Annotated in this window: 18 protein-coding genes; 17 read left to right on the top strand and 1 reads right to left on the bottom strand. The window is 52.7% G+C overall.

The window, feature by feature from the left end:
* Positions 1–83 precede the first annotated feature (83 nt).
* From RAC89_RS27795 to RAC89_RS27715, 17 genes are all read left to right on the top strand, one after another.
* Positions 84–1,094 (top strand): medium chain dehydrogenase/reductase family protein, encoded by a 1,011-nt coding sequence (locus tag RAC89_RS27795; RefSeq protein ID WP_306616964.1) that lies wholly within the window; start codon positions 84–86, stop codon positions 1,092–1,094.
* Between the two features lie 16 nt (positions 1,095–1,110).
* Positions 1,111–1,506: a MerR family transcriptional regulator gene (locus RAC89_RS27790; RefSeq protein ID WP_306616963.1), complete on the top strand. Its 396-nt coding sequence runs from the start codon at positions 1,111–1,113 to the stop codon at positions 1,504–1,506.
* Positions 1,507–1,600: 94 nt separating this feature from the next.
* Complete coding sequence (locus RAC89_RS27785; protein ID WP_306616962.1) at positions 1,601–2,365, top strand: glycerophosphodiester phosphodiesterase; 765 nt, start codon at positions 1,601–1,603, stop codon at positions 2,363–2,365.
* A gap of 306 nt (positions 2,366–2,671) precedes the next feature.
* The gene (locus RAC89_RS27780) at positions 2,672–4,660 is read left to right on the top strand and encodes an ABC transporter substrate-binding protein (protein WP_306616961.1); all 1,989 of its coding nucleotides are present in this window, start codon (positions 2,672–2,674) and stop codon (positions 4,658–4,660) included.
* A gap of 58 nt (positions 4,661–4,718) precedes the next feature.
* The gene (locus RAC89_RS27775; protein ID WP_306616960.1) at positions 4,719–5,717 is read left to right on the top strand and encodes an ABC transporter permease; all 999 of its coding nucleotides are present in this window, start codon (positions 4,719–4,721) and stop codon (positions 5,715–5,717) included.
* 3 nt (positions 5,718–5,720) lie between these two features.
* Entirely contained in the window at positions 5,721–6,866 is a 1,146-nt protein-coding gene (locus RAC89_RS27770; RefSeq protein ID WP_306616959.1) for an ABC transporter permease, read from the top strand.
* A 20-nt stretch (positions 6,867–6,886) separates the two neighbouring features.
* Complete coding sequence (locus tag RAC89_RS27765) at positions 6,887–7,948, top strand: ABC transporter ATP-binding protein (RefSeq protein ID WP_306616958.1); 1,062 nt, start codon at positions 6,887–6,889, stop codon at positions 7,946–7,948.
* Positions 7,923–8,951 (top strand): ABC transporter ATP-binding protein, encoded by a 1,029-nt coding sequence (locus RAC89_RS27760; RefSeq protein ID WP_306616957.1) that lies wholly within the window; start codon positions 7,923–7,925, stop codon positions 8,949–8,951. The genes RAC89_RS27765 and RAC89_RS27760 overlap by 26 nt, the downstream gene beginning before the upstream one ends.
* A gap of 3 nt (positions 8,952–8,954) precedes the next feature.
* Positions 8,955–9,518: an HAD family hydrolase gene (locus RAC89_RS27755; RefSeq protein ID WP_306616956.1), complete on the top strand. Its 564-nt coding sequence runs from the start codon at positions 8,955–8,957 to the stop codon at positions 9,516–9,518.
* On the top strand, positions 9,508–10,566 hold the full coding sequence (locus tag RAC89_RS27750) for a Gfo/Idh/MocA family protein (protein ID WP_306616955.1): 1,059 nt from the start codon (positions 9,508–9,510) through the stop codon (positions 10,564–10,566). The genes RAC89_RS27755 and RAC89_RS27750 overlap by 11 nt, the downstream gene beginning before the upstream one ends.
* Before the next feature lie 20 nt (positions 10,567–10,586).
* Complete coding sequence (locus RAC89_RS27745) at positions 10,587–11,318, top strand: ThuA domain-containing protein (RefSeq protein WP_306616954.1); 732 nt, start codon at positions 10,587–10,589, stop codon at positions 11,316–11,318.
* Positions 11,315–12,127 carry an MBL fold metallo-hydrolase gene (locus tag RAC89_RS27740; protein ID WP_306616953.1) on the top strand — a complete coding sequence of 271 codons (813 nt, stop codon included), beginning with the start codon at positions 11,315–11,317 and terminating at the stop codon, positions 12,125–12,127. The genes RAC89_RS27745 and RAC89_RS27740 overlap by 4 nt, the downstream gene beginning before the upstream one ends.
* 129 nt (positions 12,128–12,256) lie before the next feature.
* Complete coding sequence (locus RAC89_RS27735) at positions 12,257–13,855, top strand: response regulator (protein WP_306616952.1); 1,599 nt, start codon at positions 12,257–12,259, stop codon at positions 13,853–13,855.
* Between the two features lie 176 nt (positions 13,856–14,031).
* Entirely contained in the window at positions 14,032–14,955 is a 924-nt protein-coding gene (locus RAC89_RS27730; RefSeq protein ID WP_306616951.1) for an ABC transporter permease, read from the top strand.
* A gap of 25 nt (positions 14,956–14,980) precedes the next feature.
* A complete protein-coding gene (locus tag RAC89_RS27725; protein ID WP_306616950.1) occupies positions 14,981–15,901 on the top strand; it encodes a carbohydrate ABC transporter permease in 921 nt (306 codons plus the stop codon).
* Between the two features lie 106 nt (positions 15,902–16,007).
* A complete protein-coding gene (locus tag RAC89_RS27720) occupies positions 16,008–17,537 on the top strand; it encodes a type 2 periplasmic-binding domain-containing protein (protein ID WP_306616949.1) in 1,530 nt (509 codons plus the stop codon).
* A gap of 59 nt (positions 17,538–17,596) precedes the next feature.
* Entirely contained in the window at positions 17,597–18,442 is an 846-nt protein-coding gene (locus RAC89_RS27715; RefSeq protein ID WP_306616948.1) for a Gfo/Idh/MocA family oxidoreductase, read from the top strand.
* A gap of 701 nt (positions 18,443–19,143) precedes the next feature.
* Here RAC89_RS27715 and RAC89_RS27710 read toward each other — a convergent pair.
* Positions 19,144–22,317 carry a family 10 glycosylhydrolase gene (locus tag RAC89_RS27710; protein WP_306616947.1) on the bottom strand — a complete coding sequence of 1,058 codons (3,174 nt, stop codon included), beginning with the start codon at positions 22,315–22,317 and terminating at the stop codon, positions 19,144–19,146.
* Between the last annotated feature and the right edge of the window lie 7 nt (positions 22,318–22,324).

Genomic DNA, 22,324 nt, shown 5'->3' with positions numbered 1-22,324 from the left:
CTCCTATCCCCCTTGACTTAGAGTTAACTCTAAGCCCTACAATAAACTCACTAGTGACATCAAAGGGATAGGAGAGATGGGAAATGGAAAACCGTCGAATCATTGTCAGTGAATACGGGGGTCCGGAAGTAATAAAGCTGATCGAGGAACCGCTGCGGCTTCCGGGGCCGGGGGAGATAAGGGTGAGGATGCTGAGTGCGGGTGTCGCCCTTGCCGATGTAATGCGAAGAGAGGGCGTTTACCCGGCTTCGCCGGAACCCCCCTTTACACCGGGCTATGATGTGGTGGGGATCGTCGATGCTTGCGGTGAAGGGGTGGAGCAGGTGGCCGAGGGTGAGCGTGTCGGGCTTCTGTTTTCGGGGACGGGAGGCTATGCGGCTTATGTATACGCTCCCGCGGAAGAGGCAGTGAAGGTGCCGGAATCGGTCGATCCCGCTCAAGCGGCAGCGGTCTTGCTTAATTATGTCACAGCGTATCAGATGCTGCATCGCGTCGCAAAGGTCTCCCAAGGGGATCATATTCTGATCCATGGCGCGGCGGGCGGCGTAGGTTCGGCATTGCTGGAGCTTGGGAGATTGGCGAAGCTGACCATGTACGGTACGGCATCAGCGGCGAAGCATCCTGTTATTGCCGCGTATGGAGCCAGTCCGATCGACTACCGTACGGAGAATTTCGTAGAGTTGGTCCAAAGTAAGGTGCCAGGAGGAGTAGATGCAGTCTTTGACCCGATTGGGGGAAACAACTGGCAAAGGTCGATGCAAACGCTCAAGAGAGGGGGGCGTTTCGTAGGTTACGGGTATACCTCGTCTTTGGGGGAGGCGACACAGGAGGATTGGATTCGCGATTGGAAGCTGCTCTCGAACCGGCAGCATATAAGTGACGGCCCCGAGGTGTTTATGTACAGCATCACCACCTTGAAGCAGAAACGGCCAAGCTGGTATCATGAAGACGCGGCACGACTTCTTTCTCTACTGGAGAAAAGAACTCTGCAGCCGATTATTTCGCACCGGGTACCTCTTGCCGAGGCAGCCCGGGCGCAGCAGATGTTACAGAACACCGGCACCGTAGGGAAAATTGTCTTAACCGGTTTATAAGGGAGGAGGACGGATTTTGTATTCCATTGGGGAAATGGCGAAACTAACGGGAATCAGTGCATTCACACTGCGATATTACGAGAAAATAGGAATTCTTCCTAAGCCCAGCCGCTACCAGGGCCAGCGGAGCTATCAGGAGCAGGATTTGCAATATATTCGATTCATTCATGAGCTGAAGCAGACGGGTATGAGCCTGGAGGACATTGCGGCTTTCACCGAGTCGGGATGTCTGCTGGCTTTGCGCGAGGAAGATACGGAGATCAATGAGCTGCTTAAGAAACGCATTCAATTTCTCGCACAGCATATGGAGAAGCTGAACCAGAAGATCGAGCAGCTCCAAAGCGTTAAACGGATAGCGGAGGAAAAAAGCGCCTACTATGCTGCGGTTTTGAACCGGAGGGAAGATGCCTGACGCACAAATGGCAACCATTTTCAAGCAAGGGATTAAGCGCTTAACCTTGGAAGAGGGGGGCAACCATATCCAAATGGCGAAAGGAGACATAAAAATGGTAGCATTTCCGATGATAACCGCACATAGCGGTTGCATGGGGACATTAGACAATACAATGGAATCGGTGGAGGCTGGCATTCGGCTCGGGGCGGACGTCGTGGAGGAGGACATCCGAGTTACGCGGGACGGAGTGCCTGTGCTTGCTCATGATGATCATGTACGTTCGGTTGACGGCACATGGTACAGCCTCTCCCAGATAACGTATGCGGAAGCTCAAGCATTAACTGTGGCTGTAGAGCATAACGGGACAGTGCAAACCATGAAGCTTCTTCGGCTGGAAGACATCATGCCGCTTATTGCTTCGTCGGGCGTAAAGATGAATCTTGACCTGAAAGCGGATGAAAGCATTGAGCCGACAGCGGACTTGATCCATCGATACGGATTATCTCAATCCGTATACTTTTCCGGCTGCGAAAGGGATCGCGCGCTAATGGTTCAGCGGCTGTGCCCCGGGCTGCCGAAGCTGCTGAATGCGGATCAGAGCTTATTTGCGAAGGTACCCTACGAGGCTGCCATGCGCCAAACCTGCCTTGATGCTCTGAAAGCGGAATGCGTCGGGGTCAATATCCATTATGGGCTTGTACGACAGCAGCTTTTTGAATATGCAGCGTCTTTAGGGCTGCCGCTTTATGTTTGGACGGTGAACGATCCTTTGATAATGGAGGAATTTATCGATATGGGCGTATTCTCCATTACGACTCGCGATGTACGGGCGCTGGTGGAGCTCAAAAACAAACGGCAGCGTTCGAGCGAGACATGATATCTTTTCAAGACTAGGGCATTTTTTTTACAAGAGAAGAATATAGTAATTGAAAGTACAAGCAATGATGTGATAGGATTTGGGTAAGCGCTTACGCGGTATATATTGCCAATTAAAGCGCATTATGAAAAGAACGTGCTTCTGCACAAAAAAAGGTGAAGGTTTGTCATCCATTAAACCGGTTTAATAAACCGGTTTAATGGAAAAGGAGAGGAGGGGACACGGAAGTAACGTTACGTAAGTCATGCAAGCTTTCATGAAGAAGCAAGGCCCATTAGGTTTTTATCCTTTGAAGGGGGTATTTGCATGCTGAAGCGATTATCTGTGAATGTCCTTATGCTGCTCTTTGTACTTTTTGCCGCAGCCTGTGAAGACAGCAATGACGCGGCGAAGGCGCCGGCCGACAAACCGCAGGTCACAGAACCGGCTAAGGCGGGAGAAAAATCAGCACCGGCGAAAACGCCAGTTCTTTCTGTAAGCGCTTTAACTGAGTCTCCGGTGCTGGCTCAAGCCGTGAAATCCGGCAGCCTGCCTTCGCTCGACAAACGAATTCCTGCAAAGGAAGACGTCATGGTGGAAGGCGTCGTAGAGGAAATCGGCAAATACGGCGGGGAATGGCGCATGCCGTGGAAGGGACCGAACGACCGATGGGCTATCGGCAAGCCGACGGAGGAGGCGCTGTTCCGGTTTAAATCGGACGGCAGCGGCGTCGAACCGAACGTAGCCAAGAGCTATGAGGTCAATGCAGATTCGACGGAATTTACAATTCATCTGCGTAAAGGCATGAAGTGGTCGGATGGAGCTCCCTTTACCGCAGACGACGTTATTTTCTACTGGGAGCACATGCTGAAGAAAGAAACGTTCGGCAAGAAAATTTATGATGCCTATTATTCGGTTGACCCGGCCACAGGGGAGAAAGCCCTGGCGGAAGTGACGAAGGTCGATGATTACACCTTTAAGGTGAAACATAAGTATCCGAGCGTACTATTCTTGGAACGGGTAGCCATAGACAATAAGTGGTTTTTTGCCCCCGCTCACTTCCATAAGACGATTCTTCCCGAGTTTGTAGGCGAGGAGAAGGCCCTTGAAATTGCGAAGCAGTGGGGCTTTAAGGACGTCAAATCGTTCCTTGTTGAAACAGGCTATTATTTCTGGATCTATCCGCAGATTCCAACCTTGAGAGCATGGCATGCCAAGAACGACCCGAACAGCGACGTGTTCGTCATGGAGCGGAATCCGTATTATTGGAAGGTTGACGAGCAAGGCAAGCAGCTTCCTTATATCGACAGGATCAACCTGAAAAAAATACAGGACCCTAACCAATCCCTGCTCGACTCTTTGGCGGGCAATTACGATTTGAACCAATTTACGTTTAAAGATTTCACGGTACTGAAGGAAAATGAGAAGCGCGGCGATTACCGCGTATTGCAGTGGACGAATACCGCTTGGTCGAGCACGGGCATTCAATTGAATCAGACAACGGAGGATCCGAAGTACCGCACCTTGTTCCAGGATATCCGATTCCGGGAAGCGCTGTCCGTCGCCGTTGACCGCAAAGAAATATCCGAGATTATTACCAGCGGGCTAGGTAAGCCTCAGCAGGCATCCGTACCGAAAGGGCTGGTCGGTTATCAGGAGGGCTGGGAAAATCAGTGGGCTGCCTATGACGTAGCCAGGGCTAACAAGCTGCTCGATGAGATCGGCTTAACCAAGCGGGATAACCAGAAGTTCCGATTGTTCGCAGACGGCTCCGACCTGGCGCTTACCTTCTACACGGATACGACCACGAACGCTCCGTTTATGGAGCTGATCAAGAAGTATTATGAGGCGGTAGGCATTAAAACCGATCTGAAAATCGTAGATCAAGGCACATTGCAGGATCTCAAATACGGCAACAAGGTGCCGGCTTTCCCGAATACAGTAAACCTAGTGAACGTAGCGTATCGTCCGGACGAATTGGTTCCGCTCCGGGTACTGACCCCGTGGCTCGGTCATTACGGACTGTATACCCAATCGCAGGGCAAGGAAGGCGTGAAGCCGGAAGGCGACGTAGCCAAAATTCTGGAGAACTGGGATAAAGTGAAGGCAGCCAAAAATCAGGAGGAAATTTTGAAATACAGCAATGAAATCATCAAGCTGCATCAGAAAAATCAGTGGGTGATCGGTTATACAGGCCCTACACCGTCGCTGACCGTTGTGAAGAATAACCTGCGGAACGTTCCGAAGGAGCTGGTGGATATCGATGAATTCCGAAATCTGGGCCATGCGCATCCAGCGCAGTTCTTTTTTAAGTAATCGTCAGTGACCCAAGGGGGAGTGACTTCCCCCTTTCTTAAGAAAAGAGGGAGAACGGATGCTGCGATATATTGTTAGAAGATGCCTGCTTATGATTCCTGTCGTATTTGTGATCTCCGTAATTGTTTTCTACATCATTCAGCTTCCGCCGGGCGACTTCGTCTCGACTTACGCCGCCAAGATGGCGGCGGCCGGGGATGTCATGACCACGGAGGATATGGCGCGGATGAGGGAGCAGTACGGACTGGACCAGCCTTGGTTTATTCAGTACTTTTATTGGGCCAAAAATATACTTCTGCACTTTGACTTCGGGTACTCCTACAACTTCAACAAGCCGGTGACGGCTGTCATCGGACAATTCTTGCCTTTAACGTTGATCGTGTCGTTGGTCACCATGGCCTTCACGTATTTAATCGCGATCCCGGTAGGTATTTACAGCGCTATCAAACAGTATACCGTAGGAGATTATATCTTCACGGCCATTGGGTTTCTGGGCATGGCAACGCCTCACTTCCTGCTGGCGGTTATTTTGATGTACCTTTCCTATGTGTATCTAGGCGACCCGCTGCTCGGACTCTTCTCCGAAGAGCATGCCAACAGCGCCTGGTCGGTTGCGAAGGTGCTCGATTTGCTCAAGCATATGATCATCCCGATCATCGTCATCGGCATGGCGAGCACCGCCGAGCTAATGCGTGTCATGCGGGGACAGATGCTGGAGGAGATCAATAAGCCCAACGTGGTAACGGCCCGCGCCAAAGGCTTGTCGGAAATGAAGATCATCCTGAAATATCCGACCCGCGCCGCGATCAATCCCATTATCAGCACCATCGGCTGGTCGCTCACCCATATTTTTACCGGATCGACCATTACCGCGATTGTGCTCAACCTCCCGCTGCAGGGACCCGTCATGTACAACGCCCTGCTTGCACAAGACATGTATTTGGCAGGGACGTGGCTGTTTTTTATGGCGATTTTGACCGTGCTCGGAACGTTGATTTCGGATATTCTGCTTGCTTGGCTTGACCCGAAAATCCGGACGGAATATCGAGGTGCGTAGCGAATGAAAACGATACTGAAACATCCGACCCAGCTTTTCGGCAGACGCAAGTCGAAGGCCGCGACCGAGGAATATTACAGCTCGCAGTGGCGCTTAATGTATAAGAAATTCAAGAAGCATAAGCTGGCTCGCGTGAGCTTGATCTTCCTGCTGGTATTATACGTCGTCGCTCTATTCGCCCCATTTATCGCCCCGCAGGGGCTGCTGAGCTATGACAGCCAGTATATCAATACGGCACCTATGGCGATACGGTGGATTGATGCGGAAGGAAAGTTTCATCTGCAGCCGTTCGTGTACGGGCTTAAATCCAGCAGGGATCCGGTCACCCTCCGCAAAATGTATGTAGATGATACGCAAGTCAAATACCCCGTCAAGCTGTTCGTCGAGGGAGAGAGCTACAAGCTGTGGGGGATCATTCCCACGAATAAGCATCTGTTCGGAGTGGATCCGCCCGGAAAGCTGTTCCTGTTCGGTACGGACGGCATGGGCCGTGACCTGTTCTCCAGAATTGTGCTCGGCAGCCAAATTTCATTAAGCATTCCGCTGGTCGGCGTAACCATCAGCTTCATCCTGGGCATTGTGATCGGCGGCATATCCGGTTATTTCGGCGGCCTCATCGATTCCGTCATCCAGAGACTGATCGAGATTATCCGCTCCTTTCCGACGCTTCCGCTCTGGATGGCGCTCTCTGCCGCCATTCCGCCTAGAATCCCGGTCGTGCAAATGTATTTTTATATCACGATCATCCTTGCTTTTATCGACTGGACGGGGTTAGCCCGGGTTGTGCGAAGCAAATTCATTTCCTTAAAGAATGAAGATTACGTCATGGCGGCCAAAATCTCCGGGGTACGCAATATGAAAATTATCCGGGTGCACCTGGTGCCGGGGTTCATCAGTTATCTGGTCGTAGCCGCAACATTAGCGATCCCGTCCATGATTCTGGGTGAAACCGCGATGAGCTTTCTGGGTCTCGGCATCCGTTCTCCGGCCACAAGCTGGGGCGTGCTGCTGCAAGAGGCGCAGCAAATCGAGAATGTCGCCTTATATCCTTGGAAGCTCATCCCGCTGGGCACGGTCATCCTTACGGTGCTTGCCTACAATTTCGTGGGCGACGGCTTGCGCGATGCCGCCGATCCTTACAAGAAATAATGGAAGTGAGGGAAAAACCTATGACGGCACATCAGACGGACCCTGGGTCGCCTCTGCTCACCGTTCAAGATCTGAAGATTCACATCCGTATGGATGCCGGCACGCTGGCTGCTGTTGACGGTGTGGACTTTGAAATCAAGAAGGGGAAAACCTTAGGCTTGGTCGGAGAGTCGGGCTGCGGCAAGAGCTTGACCAGCAGGGCGATTATTGCTATCAATCCGAAGGAGTGCGAAACCTCCGGCAGCATTGTGTTCCACGGGAATGCTGCTGCTTCAGCGAAGCCGGCCGATCTGCTGCAGATGGATCCGAAGGGACGGCAAATTCGAGCGATACGCGGCAAGCGGATTTCTATGATTTTTCAGGAGCCGATGACCGCCTTCTCTCCGATGTACACCATCGGCAATCAGATTATGGAGGCCATTCTGACGCACCGTACGAAGAATAAGCGTGAGGCCAGGCAGATTGCGCTCGAGATGCTGCGCAAGGTCGGCATTTCCGATGAGGAAAAGCGCTTCGAGCAGTTTCCCCATGAATTCTCAGGTGGTATGCGGCAGCGTGCAATGATTGCGATGTCGCTGTCCTGCAATCCTGAGCTGCTCATCGCCGACGAGCCTACAACGGCGCTCGACGTCACGATCCAAGCCCAAGTACTTGAATTAATGAAGGAGCTGCAGAAGGAATTCGGCATGGCGATTCTGCTCGTTACCCATGATCTAGGGATCATCGCAGAGATGTGTGACGAGGTGGCGGTCATGTATTTAGGCAAAATCGTGGAGCAGGCCCCGGTCAAGGAAATTTTCAATAATCCGAAGCATCCGTATACCAAAGGACTGCTTCATTCCATGCCGAAGCTTGGACGCAAGAATAAGCGGCTGGAATCGATAGAAGGAACGGTGCCGCTTGCCCTGAATATGCCGCCGATGTGCGGATTTTATGACCGGTGCAAGGATCGGATACCCGGGTTATGCGACAAGAAGGCTGTACCGTTAACCCAAATCGATTCGGATCATACGGTCCGTTGTTTCCTTTATAACGAGCAAGGGGAGGAGGTACGCTATGCCCAAGACGATACTGCAGGTTAACCGGCTCACGAAGCATTTTGAAGGGAAAAAGAGCTTGTTCGGCTTTCGCAAGCATGCCCCCGTACGCGTCGTGTCGGATATTTCGTTCGAGCTTCGGGAAGGCGAGACGTTCAGCATCGTCGGCGAATCCGGCTGCGGCAAAACGACGCTGGGCCGATGTATCGTCCGCGGCATCGATGCGACGTCCGGTGAGGTGATCTATTATCCCGAGCAAGGAGCGAAGCGCGACTTCCTTAAGCTGAGAGGCGAGGAATACAATAACTACCGCAAGGACATTCAGATGATTTTTCAGGACCCGTACTCCTCGTTAAGTCCGAGAATGAGTGTTTTTAATATTATCAGCGAGCCATTGACGGCCGACGGGAAGCTGAGCAAGGCGGAGGTAAGGGAACGGGTCACGGAAATCGCGGAAAAAACAGGCTTAAACGTCAGCTACCTGGAACGTTATCCCCATGCGTTCTCCGGAGGACAGCGGCAGCGGATCGCTATTGCCCGGGCACTCGCCAGCCGGCCTAGGCTTATCGTATGCGATGAAGCAGTATCGGCACTCGACGTGTCCATCCAAGCGCAAATCATTAACCTGCTTAAGGACTTGCAGGAGCAATACAAAATTACTTACATCTTTATTTCCCACGACCTCAGTGTTGTGGAGCATATTTCAGACCGCGTCGCCGTCATGCATCTGGGGAAAATCGTCGAGCTGGCACCGGCGAATTCGATCTTCGCAAGCCCGGGGCATCCGTATACGGAGGCTTTATTATCCGCTGTCCCGCTACCGGATCCGAACATCCGCAAGGAGCGGATTATTCTGGAGGGAGAAGTGCCGAACCCGGCCAAACCGCCGAGCGGCTGCCATTTTCACCCGAGATGTCCTTACAAAACGGAGAAATGCATCACCGACGAACCGGCCGTACGTGAGATTGCGGATCAGCACTATGTCTCCTGCCATTATGCGGGAGAGCTAACATTGAAAGGCGTAAATACTTACGAGAAGGTGGATTAGAACATGGAGCCAAAAAGAATCATTGTATTTCTCGACAGCGGAGACACGATCATTGACGAGGGCACGGAAATCCGGGATGAACATGACGTTGTGATCCGGGCGAACGTGATCCCGGGGGCGGATCTCATGGTCCGAACGCTTGTTGAACGCGGGTATACCTTAGCCCTGGTGGCGGACGGGCTGGCTCAGTCGTTTAAGAACATGTTTATCCAGAATGGGATCTATGATGATTTCACGGCGATGATTTATTCGGAAACGATTAAAGCCTCCAAACCGAGCCCGAGAATGTTCAAGGCTGCCATGGGGGCACTCGATCTGCAGGAGAGCGACCGGTCCCGGATCGTCATGGTGGGGAACAACCTTAGCCGTGACATCAAGGGCGCCAACCAAATGGGGTTCACGAGCGTGTTCCTGGATTGGACGCCGAGATATCCGAAGCAGCCTGCGGATGAGAGCGAGCAGCCTGATTACACCATCCATATGCCGATGGATTTGATCGATCTCGTCGAACGATTAAATAAGGAATATGTGGAAGCCGAGCAGGGGAGGGAGAGCATTGAGCGGTAAACCTCGGAGAGCGGGTATCATCGGCTTGGGGAGAATGGCCAACGGTCACATTCGGAATTTGCTAAGCCTGGAGGGGACAGCGATTACGGCTATCTGTGACGTGAATGAATCGGCGGTAAAGAGCAAAGGAGAGGAGCTCGGTCTGCCGGAGCATAAACGGTATCGGAATTACGCGGAGCTCATAGACGATCCGGAGGTGGACTTCGTCATTTCGGTGGTGTCGAACCAGTTTCATTATGATATCTTGAAAAAATGCATCGAAGCGGGAAAGCCGGTCCTGTCGGAAAAGCCGTTCACCCGTACGATGGAGGAGGCGGAGGAGCTTCTTGCATTATACCGCGAGCGTCCCATACCGTGCATGATCGGGTTCTCCTACCGCTATGTACCGGCATTCCGATATATCAAAGGCTTGCTTGAGCGGCAGGAGATCGGCCGGATCCGGCATTTTGCCGCTTACTATTTGCAGGAAGAGAACGTTCCGATGCATAACCAGCCATATGCTTGGCGATTCAGCAAGGAAGCGGCAGGGTCGGGCGTATTGGCCGACATAGGCTCTCACATGATTGATGCGGCCCGATACTTTGTCGGTGAGTTTCAGACGGTATCGGCGATGATGGCCACTTTTGTCGATGAACGCATCGATCCCCTCACGAACCAGCCGGCGAAGGTGGATGTCGATGACTTCACCAGCTTCCAGGGTGTGCTTGAGGGAGGGGTTATGGGAACCTTCTATACGCACAAAAATGCTGTCGGTACCCGAAATGAATTCAAGCTGACGATTTATGGGGATAACGGAACCATCGAAGCGTGTGTAGAGCAGCCCCAAACGGTCCGCTTGTGTGTCCGCCGGGGTCCCGGAGAGCCGCTGTTCGATCAAACGATCCAGCTTCCTCAGGAGCGCAACCGGTTGATGCTCGAGGATTTTCTTACCTATATGGAGGATCCGGCCATGGTACAAATTCCTACCTTTATGGACGGATACCGCAATCAAAAGGTGCTGCAGCTCATCCTGGAGTCGGCTGCCGAGGGCGTTGCGAAGCACGACTAGAACGCAGAAGGAGTGTTCTTATGATCAACGTGACGATATGGAACGAATTTATTGCGGAGAAGGTGAGCGAGCGTACCGCCGCCGTATATCCGCAGGGCATTCACACCACCATAGCGGAAGGCATTCAGCAGGATGGCTTCCGGATTCGAACGGCGACCTTCGACGAACCGGAGCATGGTCTTACGGAGGGGGTGCTGGCGGAGACGGATGTGCTTGTTTATTGGGGCCATAAAGCTCACGCCCAATTCAACGACGAGATTGTGGACCGGGTGCACAAGAAAATACTTCAAGGCATGGGTCTGGTTATCCTGCATTCCGGCCACCACTCCAAATTGTTCCGTAAGCTAATGGGAACGACCTGCGATTTGCTCTGGAGGGAGGCCGATGAGAAGGAGAGGCTATGGGTTGTGAATCCGTCGCATCCCATTGCGGAAGGGATCGGTCCTTACATTGAGCTGGAGCAGGAGGAGATGTACGGGGAGCACTTTGACATTCCGATCCCCGATGAACTCGTCTTCGTAAGCTGGTTTCAAGGGGGAGAGGTGTTTCGCAGCGGCTGCACCTACCGCCGGGGCCAAGGGAAAATCTTTTATTTCAGGCCGGGCCATGAAACGTACCCGACTTACCATCATAGGGATGTACTTCGTGTTATCGCTAATGCCGTCAAGTGGGCGAATCCGGCGGAACGGCCAAGGCCGTATTACGGCTTTGCGGAGCCGCTTGAAGCGTTAAAGACGGATACCGGTGAATGATGAAAATCCAATTCCTTGGAACGGCTGCCTATGAAGGCATTCCGTCCCTGTTCTGCGGGTGCGAAACGTGCCGGCAAGCCCGCTTGCTCGGGGGCAAAAACCTGCGTACCCGCGCATCCGTCCTGATCGATGAGGTGCTTAAGATCGATTTTCCTCCGGATACTTGGTACCATTCGTTGCGTTTCGGCCTGGAGCTGGATCGTATTCAAGATCTGCTTCTCACTCACTCCCATTCGGATCATCTGTACGCCGAAGATATGGCCATTCGAGCGGAGGGGTACGCGAAGTCGGCGAATACTCCGATTCATGTATACGGAAACGATCTTACACTGCGGCTATGCTCCAAGCATTTGGCCGGCCTGCGCCATCACTATGTATTTCACCGGGTTCGCCTGTTCGATACGTATAACACAGAAACCGCGACGATCACCCCTTTACCGGCTTCTCACGATCCGATGGAGACCTGTTTAATTTATTATATTGAGAAAGACGGGAAGGCGATTCTGTATGGACATGACAGCGGGTGGTTTCCGGAGGAAACCTGGTCCTGGTTGAAGACTCGGCAGCTGGATCTGGCGATATTGGAATGCACGGTGGGGAGGTCTCCCCACCGGACGAACCATATGAACATTGAGGCTGTGATTGATACGAAGCTTTGGTTGGAAGCCAATCAAGTGCTGAAAGCGGATGGGTTGATCGTCGTTACTCATTTTTCGCACAATGCAGGCTTGCTTCATGAGGAATGGCTGGAGATCTTTGAGCCGCATGGCATTCATGTTGCCTATGACGGTATGATGATCAAATTATGAATTAACAGAAGCAGTCCACCATCAACGGCACGGTGGACTGCTTCTGTTTTTTTGGCAAAAGAGGAGCTTTTTCAGCGTATGGAGAAATATACGAATATGATTTATTGAGTATGGAAGGAGATGCGGCACGTGAATTTATTAATAGTCGAAGATGAGGTTCGGCTGAGAAATGCGCTTGCCAATAACATTCCATGGGAGAAGCACGGCATCGAGGTTGTCGGCAAGGCCGCGAACGGCAAAGCGGCGTTGGAGCTCATCGACCGCAAGAAGCCGGATCTTCTTCTGCTGGATCTGCAGATGCCGGAGATGGACGGACTCAGCTTGGCAAGGCGGCTTCGCGAAGAGGATCCGCTGATGAAAATCGTCATCCTAAGCGGTCATGACGATTTTGCCTACGCGCAAGCGGCATTGGAGCTTGGAGTCGTGAGCTATTTATTGAAGCCGGCGGGGGACCAGGAGATTCTGGAGGCGATGCTCAAGGCGGCGGAGCGGCTCCGACGCGAGCTGGAGCAGCGGCATAATGAGGACGAGCTCAGACAAAAATGGAAGCTGCATCTCCCCCAATTGGTCAATGAATTTTTCCAAAGCTGGCTCACGGGGAAATACGAGCTTTGGGAGATCGAACAAAAAAGCAGGGATCTTCAGTTGGGCTTGCCCATGGATGCCCGGTACGCAGTAGCGGTCTTTGATATGGATCCGCTGCCCGAGACAGAAACCCGGTTTACGAGGAAGGACGGTCCGCTGCTTCAATTTTCGCTCCTCAGTATTGTAAAGGAGATGCTGCACGGTATACGCTGCTGGGTATCGACGAACGATGCGGGCTGTACGGTGGTTGTATTTCCGTCCGGGCACGAGGAAGAGCCGAACGTCGTACTTCAGAAGATCAATGCGGTTGCCGAGAAGCTGCTGTTTACCGTGAAAAGCAGCCTCAAGCTGACTGCCAGTGCGGGGATCAGCGGAACGACGGGCACCGGAACAGAGATGGGTAAGCTTTATGTACAGGCCGTTCGCGCCCTGCAGAATCGTCTTGTTCTCGGCCATAACCTGGCAATTCCTTACCGCGGGGAGAAGGGGACAAAGAAGGAGCTATCATGGCAGCCGAATCTGGAGAAAGCGCTGGAGATCGCACTGGAGACAGGGGACGGCGGCAAGGCGCTTGAGACGCTTCACACCCTCTGGAATAGCGGGATGGCGCAAGCGGAAACCGCCCAAGAGATGCATGAACGCATCCTGTATTTTTCCAGTTTATTTATTCGGATGATTCATAAGCAAGGCTGGACCGTGCAGGAGGTGGCGGGGGAGGACTGCGTCTACTTCCATAATCACCGTGAGCTGACAGCCAAGGAACAGGTGCTTTCCTGGCTTCAGCGGATCATCAGAGCGTATCTCCATTATGCCGGACAGCGGAGAAAATCAACGAGCCATGAAACGGTCAAGACGATTCTGACTCTTGTGGAGAACGAAATCGATCAGGAGATTTCGCTATACTCTGTGGCAGATCGGCTGTATGTCAACTCCTCCTACCTCAGCCGCCTCTTCAAGCAGGAAACGGGCAAGGCCTTTTCCTCCTATGTGCTTGAACGCAAGATGGAAAAAGCCAAGGCGCTCCTGCAGGAAGGAGCACGAATCAATGATGTCGCAGCGGCCGTCGGATACAGTGACGTCAGTTATTTTACCAGAGTTTTTCGTAAATATTGGGGCGTTACGCCTGGGGAAATGCGCCAATGATTTCCCAAGCCTGCTAAGAGCCTTTTCCTGCATAACCGCGGGGAAGGCTCTTTTGGCATTACGGGTGGCGAGAAGTTATGAAAGTACCAAAACAAGTAATCGTCCTCTAATTCGCAAGGAAACGCAGGATGATACACTGGATGTAACCATAAACAATCAGGAAGGAGAGGGGACCCATGGGAGGTAGAAGCTATACAAGAAGGCTGTGGATCGATATCCGGAAGGATTGGGATTTGTATCTGGCGCTCATACCGGGCATTGCGTTCCTGCTGCTGTTCAAATATACGCCGATGTACGGAATTATTATTGCTTTTAAGGATTTCAATATTTTCGACGGCATGGCTGCAAGCCCATGGGTGGGTTGGAAGCATTTTGAGAAGCTGTTCGCGTCCGCCAGCTTTTTGCAGGTATTTCAGAACACCTTACTTATTTCCGTGTACAAAATCGTCTTTCTTTTTCCCCTCCCGATCATGATCGCGATCCTGCTGAATGAGCTGAAGCATATGGCGTTCAAGCGAAGCGTGCAAACCGTCATTTATTTGCCTCACTTTCTGTCTTGGGTTATTGTCAGCGGTTTATTCATCGACCTGTTGTCCACAAACGGCGGCATAGTTAACAAAATGATCGTCGCCATGGGCGGTGAACCGATCCGCTTTTTCCTGGACAGCGACATCTTTCGTTCCGTTCTCGTCGCATCGGCAGGCTGGAAGGAGGTCGGATGGAATACGATCATCTATCTGGCGGCATTGGCAAGCATCGATCCGGGACTGTATGAGGCGGCTAAGATCGACGGCGCAAGCAAATGGAAGCAGGTGGTGCATATCACACTGCCCGGCTTGACCCCGGTTATTCTGCTTATGTTCATCCTTCGCCTCGGCTACGTGCTGGAGGCGGGCACGGAACAAATTCTTGTCATGTACAACCCCAGTGTTTACAACGTAGCCGATGTGATCGGCACCTATGTATACCGGATCGGTCTAGGCGAGCAGGATTACAGCTTTTCTACCGCGGTAGGGGTGTTCGAATCCGTCGTTGCGTTCCTTCTGATCATTTCGGGCAACCGCTTGGCCCGGAAATTTTTCGGCAGAGGAATCTGGTAGAACGGGAAGGGAAGGAGAAACCGACATGAAGACAAGCAGCACCGTGAGAGCCGCAGCCGTCAGAGGATCAAGAGCTATTAAAGCGTCCCCCGGCGAAACCGTATTCGCTATTGTGAATCATTTGTTTTTTATCCTGTTAGGGCTTTCCACCATCTTCCCGTTTATCAATCTGATTGCCAAATCGCTCAGCAGCGAAGCGGCGGTTGTCTCGGGCATGGTCACGTTATATCCGATCGACTTTCAGCTCGGGACCTATCGTTATGTGGCGAGCAACTCGCTCTTTCTGAATGCCTTTATGGTATCCGTAACGGTGACGCTGGTCGGTTCGCTGCTCTCGCTGTTCATGACGACCTTGGCCGCCTATCCGCTTTCAAAGCCAAGACTGCGCGGGCGAAAGCTTTTCATCCTGATGTACTTGTTCACGATGCTGTTCAGCGGCGGATTGATCCCGACTTACCTGCTAATGCATAAGCTTGCCTTGATCGACAAGCTGCCCGTGCTGTTCCTTCCGTTTATGATCAATGTTTACAATATGCTAATCATTAAAAGCTATTTCGAGGAGCTGCCCGACAGTCTGGAGGAATCGGCCAAAATCGACGGAGCCGGAAACATGACCATTCTGGCACGCATCATTTTGCCATTATCGCTGCCGGTGCTGGCGACCATCGCTTTATTTTACGCCGTTACGTTCTGGAACGATTATTTTACGTCGCTCATCTATATCAATTCAGCCGAGCTGAAGCCGCTGCAGCTGTACCTTAAGGAGCTGTTCGTCACATCGACCGACGCCTTTCTGCGGACCAATGTCGACGCTTCGCTTAATGTTTCGCCCCAGTCGATTCAGGCGGCATCCATCATTTTGGCGACGCTGCCGATCATCCTCGTATATCCGTTTCTGCAAAAATATTTCGTGAAAGGCGTACTGGTCGGCTCTGTTAAAGGCTGAAGGGTTCTATTGGGGATCTTGAAGGGTGGTGGTGTACGGAGTTGAGGCGGGTTCGTGTAAAAGGGTTTCCAATTCTTCAAATGAGAATGAAAAGGGAGGTTCATCCATGCTCAAAAAAGGATTAACGGTTCTCTCCATCACGACTTTGGCGGCGTTGGCTGCTGCCTGCAACGGGGGCGAGAAGGTCGACAATACGAAGCCGCAAGGAACGACTCCGGCACCTACGGCACAGGGAGACGCGAATAAACCCAAACCGGAATTCAAGGCGCTGCTGCAGTACGGTCGATTCGACCCGAATAATGAGGTGGTCGCGAAGCTGTTGAACGAAAAAACCGGCTACAAGGTCACCTACGACATGCTGCCGGTCGAGAACCCGGACGATAAGCTGAACCTGCTGATGGCCAATAAGGAAAAATACGCCTTTATGCTGCTCTCCGCCCCTCAATACTCCAAGCTGGCCGCATCCGGTGCGTTGGAGCCGATTGATGAGCTAGTCAACAAGTACGGGACGAACATGAAGAATGTGATTTCCCAAAACTCTTGGAACGGCGCGAAGCTGAACGGCAAAATATTCGGCATCCCGCAGACCGGGTCGGGTACCGTCGTGAATACCGCGCTGATCGTTCGCCAGGATTGGATGGATGAGCTTGGACTGAAGCCACCGACTACCCGTGATGAGTTGTATAACGTGATGAAAACGCTGAAGGAGAAGAAGAACGTCATGGCGCTATCGGGCGGCAAAAGTCCGCTCGTTCCTGAAATTTTGCCGACCTTCGGACTCACAATGGTGCAGTCGACCGCAACGACAGGCTGGCAGGACGTGAACGGCAAGCTGGTGAATGCTGTTGAGAACCCGAACATGAGGAAGTATTTGGAGTTCATGAAGAAGCTTTACACCGAGAAGCTGATCGACCAGGAGTGGTCCCTCAATCAAGCCAACAAGGTGATTGAAAACTTTACGAGCGGCAAGGCAGCCATCATCTCGAACGGTTACTTCAATGCGCCTACGGTGCAGAATGCGCTTTTGAAAAATACGCCGAACGCCAAAATCGCCAGCCTGCCTTACCTGAAGGGCGATGACGGCAAGGTGCAGGTGATGGGAACCGCAGGCATCAGCTATTACGTAGGCATTCCGAAATGGGCCGAGAACAAAGAAGAGATTATTAAATACCTGGACTTGAAGCTGGATAAGGAAATTCACAAGGAAGCGACCATCGGTAAGGAAGGTGTGCACCACAAGGTGGAGAACGGCAATTACTTCCCTATTCTTCCGATCTTTAACGATCAGTATAACAACGCTTCCACCTTCCTCACCGGCGTGGATGAGAAAAACTATCCGATTTACTGGCAGGCGCGCGTTCGGAAGGATCCGATCCTGACGGATGCCTTCAACAAAAACCAGGAAGCCGCTAAGGGCAATGTTGTCGTCGACCCGCTTGCTTTTGCGCCTCCGCTGGAAGCGATCGGCAAATACAATCAGAAGCTGCAGAAGCTGATGGAGGATACGTTCCTGAAGTTCATTACCGGCTCGGAGCCGCTCGAAAACTATGATAAGTTTTTGGCTCAGTGGAAAGCGGAGGGCGGAGATGAGATGACGAAGTCTGCTAACGAGTGGTATGCCGCTAATAAGAAATAAGTTTGTTCCCTGCGGCTTCACCGCAGGGTGTTTTATCTTTCGGAGGGAGAGGGAGCTTGGTGAAGAAGATCGGATTTATCGACAATTATTTGGACGAATGGCACGCGGAGAAATATCCGGGTTGGATAGAGCAGGCTACGGAGGGCCGGATGAAGGTGGCTTATGCCTACGGGCGGGCCGATACGGAAGGAAAGCTCAGTAACGAAGAGTGGTGTAAGCGGAAGGGCATCCGGCTTCTGGATTCGATCGCGGCCGTCGTGGAGCAGAGCGACTATTTGATCGTTCTGTCTCCGGATCATCCAGAGTATCATGAGGAGCTGTCGCAGCTCCCGCTTCAATCGGGCAAACCGACTTACATCGATAAAACGTTCGCGCCCGACCGGGCGGCGGCTGTACGGATGTTCGAGCTGGCCGGCAAGCACGGAACACCGATGTACTCGAGCTCGGCGCTGCGGTTTGCTTCGGAGTTTACCGAGGCGGATAGACTTGGGATTGAGTCGATCTATAGTGCAGGTCCCGGCAAATTTAACAACTATGCGATCCACCAGGTTGAACCGATCGTTTCGCTCATGGGAACGGAGGTGAGCAGGGTGATGTGGATGGGTACTGAGAATGCATCGGAGCTGCTGATCGGGTATGCGGACGGCCGCCAAGCGGCAGTTACTCTGCCCGGAGATGATTGCCCGTTTCGAATGGCGCTTAGCTATGAATCGGGGGCAACCAAGGAGTTGACGGTGGAGTCGGATTTTTTCAGTGCTTTCATCCGCAGCCTTGTTGGGTTCTTCGATTCGGGGGAGCCCGTGGTTCCACAAGCAGAGACGATAGCCATTGCTGCGATTCTGGAGTATGGCTTAAAAGCAATGGGGACGCCGCAGCAATGGTTGACGCTGCCGGCGAGTAAGTAGGAAAAGCATCCGGAGTCTTCCTTAGGAAGGTTCCGGATGCTTTTTTGCCTTATGAGCCGGGGGGTTCATCGGAGGGGCCCGGCTAATGGCGGAAGTGCGATTACGGATGGTCAAAAGGCCGAGTATGGTGTGAGTAGTTGCAAATGTGCGATTAGGCGGAAGTACCGGCGGGTTTTCAATGCAGCAAGGCCCGTCTAATGGCAGATTTGCGATTTCAGGTGATCAAAAGGCCGGGAATGGTGCGAGTAGTGGCAAATGTGCGATTAGGCGGAAGTGCCGGCAGGTTTTCGGTGAAGCAGGGCCCGTCTAATGGCAAATTTGTGATTACAGGTATCAAAAGGCCGGGAATGGTGCGAGTAGTGGCAAATGTGCGATAGGCGATAGTGCCGGCGGGTTTTCGATGCGGCAGGGCCTGTCTAATGGCAGATTTGCAATTACAGGTAATCAAAAGGCCGGGAATGGTGGGAGTAGTGGCAAATGTGCGATAGGCTGAAGTGCTGGCGGGTTTTCAATGCAGCAGGGCCCGTCTAATGGCAGATTTGCGATTTCAGGTGATCAAAAGGCCGGGAATGGTGCGAGTAGTGGCAAATGTGCGATTAGGCGGAAGTGCCGGCCGGTTTTCCACGCAGCAGGGCCCGTCTAATGGCAGATGTGCGTATAGTGGCACATTTGCCATTAGGCCCCCTGCACTTTTCCCGCAACTACTCCTCTTTATCCTGCATAAGCTCCTTATGGCTATTGAACACCTTGACCTTGGTTTCCGCCTGCTTGCCCCGGTAGGATGCGGATACCGTAGCGGAGCCTGGTTTAACGGCGGTAATACTGCCATTCGAAGCAGCGGAAGCGACCTTGTCGAGCGAAGAAGTGTACACCGGTCCAACGGTGATATACTCCGTCGTTCCGTCCGAGTAGGCAGCCCTGAGCTGTCCCTGCAGCACTTGCCCCTCGACTAAGCGGAGCTTCTTCTCCTCATAAGAGAGCCCTGTCATTTCAACGACAGTAATCGTCGAAGTAGCGCTCTTCCCTTCATAGATAGCGGTGATGACCGTAGTACCTGCCTTCTGTGCGGTTACGGTTCCATCCGCTGCAACGGTTGCTACCTCGGGATGGCTGGAGCTGAACTGCGCGCCCGCCACCACCATCCTCGATTCGTCCGAATAAACAGCCGTAGTGACGGTCTTCAGCGTATCCCCAGCCACAAGACGGTATGCGGGACGATCCAGCTCGATGGCAGTAAGAACCGGAGCGGTACGCGTGATGGTTACACTCTTCTCGTTCGTCTTGAGGCCGTCGACATAAACGGTGAACGTAACGGTATTGGTGCCAAGGTTCAGCGGAACCGTCCCGCTGAAATCTCCGCTGCCCAGCAGCGCAGCCGGTGCCCCGTTCAGACGCACCTCCGGCGTGCCCGTACAAAGTACCTCGACGTTGCCCTTCAGTTCAAGCGATTTCAGCGGCGTTTCGAGGTTTTCATAAGGCAGGTAGCCTCGCAGCACAGCTGCTCTTACGTTGTCCCCGACCTTGTAGGTCCGGGCCACAAGCTGCCGCTTCGTTCGCACGCCGGAGGCGTCCAGCGCGGAGATCACGAAACCACCCGCCGGTATAGGACTGTTGTTGGGAGCAGTATTGACCCAGTTCCAGGTAAGCGCCTGCTGCTGATTGACGACCTTGGTCACCTTGCCGGTCCCGTCAACGATTGCTTCCACTCCGAAGGTGCTGGTAGCGGTCGTCAGACCGAACGCTTCCGTGTAAACGTTCAAATTGTTCTCATTACGGCTTACATTGTACAAATCCCCTTCAAGATATGCATCTTGGTTGGCGGGTACGCTCATACCCAGCTGATAATCCTTCACGTACTCCACGTTCTGAAGAGAGGCTTTGACTACCGGCCAATTGACCATCGCGAGGTCGAAAAGCATCAGCCCGTTCGATTGCGACAAGCCGGCTTGAAATACAGACCGCTGCAAAGGCGGATCCTGTATATTGGCCAAGGCAATACTCGCATACATCGGAACTTCCCCATTGGTAACGATATTGCCGAGGGTAATGTGGCGCTCGATTTCTTTTTGCGTCGTCTGATACGTGCCGATCATAAGAAAATCAAGATTATCGGTATAGCCGGTCTGCGCGTAAGTATCGGTGTACAGGCTGTCCGCCGGGAACTTCAAGCGGCTGTCGTATCGGAAGTTCGGACTGCCCCAATGGACTCCGTTCAGGTAGTACGTCTCGAACCAGGAGCCGACATAGGCCGAGGTATGGATCTTCTTTCCTTTCAGTGTTGTATAGCGGTTCGTAAGCGAACGGACTTCATCTGTAAACGTCTTGATCGTCAGCGAGCGGAATTCCCACCAGTCGTTGATGAGGGGACCGAACTGCCGGGTATTATTCACATAGGTAAAAATGTCGGCGGGCCAGTTCGTCAGCTGTTTCCCTCGTGCGGCAAGGAAGGCCTCGAACTTTGCACGGGTCTGAGGGCTGAAATCGGCCGTTTCGTTGTCGTAACGAGTCCGGTCGAGAACAATGCCGTCGACGTCGTAGTTCTTGATAACTTCCTCCATATTCTTCAGCTGGAACGCTCGTACCTCATCGTTCGCAGGATTAACGAAAGCGACAAGGGATTTGCCTGTCTTATAATAATTGCTCTCGCGAAGCCGCAGGATTTGTCCTCCGTCCTCAGGACGGAATACGCGTTCTTCCCACTCCAGATGCTGATTCAGCAGCCCGTATTCGTTATGGGCAGGCGAGCCCTCGGCGAAGACGTTGAACGCTGCGTGAATTTTGAGGCCAAGCTGGTGCCCGTATTTGACGAACACCTCCAGCATATCAAGGTTTGGATTCGCCCCGGCTCGGGTAGGCGCCGTCATCTGAGAGATGTGCGGACGGCCCGTCAAATCGTTTTTCTTGTAATTGGCGAAGCCTTCTACACCTTTGACATCCAGCGCTATAGCCGTAACACCGGCGTCCTTGGCTTTCGTAAGCATATCGCGAACGTTCTCAGGAGTCTGCAGCTTGAAAATATTCGTTCCTTGATCAACCCAAAGGACGACTTCCTTTGCGCTGCCGCTCGGCTTCTTATAGAACGCGACAAGCGTCATGCGATCGTTTTCCGTTCCGTTCTTGGCCACGACGACGTCCAGGTAATTGATGCCCTCCGCAAGCCCTAACGCAAGCTGGAAGCTGCCGTCGGCCTGCAGAGGCACGGCCGTTTGGTTTACCCGTACCGTATACGAAGCGCCTGACTCCCTATTTTCCACCTTTCCGGAGACCGTCGTGTTCGGGCTTGTTACCGTATACCATTCATCGTTGGTCAGTCGAAGCCGGGCTTTCAATCCCTGTCCCGTCATGAATTCCGTTATCGGGACCACTTCGCCGTTTTTTCGCAGCTTAATCCGATCCCCGACCTTGAAATTTTTCGCGAGATACTGCTTGTAGGTCTTGTTGGCCCAGCTATCATCGTTAGCGACAAGGATGTAGCCTCCTTGGGGGATGACTAGGTCGGTAGGTCCCGTCCAGTTCGGAACCCCGCCGTTTATGGACGGATTCACCACTCGCGTCACTTGGCTGGCGATGTCAACGACAACAGCGACGGAGGTTTTGCTTACCGTAATTTGCGGCGCATATTCCCCAGTAAATAAAGCCAGGTAATCCGTTACTGCGCTTACGTCTTTATCCACGAAGTTGATTTGCTTGCGGGGGCCTTCCGGATCGATGGTAATATCAACCGGAGCGGCTTCCACCTCAATGTAATCGGCGGCACCCGGAGCCGTGGCAGCGTAGGAGCCTGCTCCGGTATCCGCCGCAAAGGCGGCCATCGGCCATAGGGAGGCGATCAATGTCAGCAATAGGGCGGAGCTCAACCATTTGGACGTTTTCAACGGCGTT

This window comes from Paenibacillus sp. GD4 (assembly GCF_030846225.1).
GTDB lineage: Bacteria > Bacillota > Bacilli > Paenibacillales > NBRC-103111 > Paenibacillus_G > Paenibacillus_G silviterrae.
Note: the sequence above shows the minus strand (reverse complement) of the source record. Positions and strands in the feature narration are given on the sequence as shown.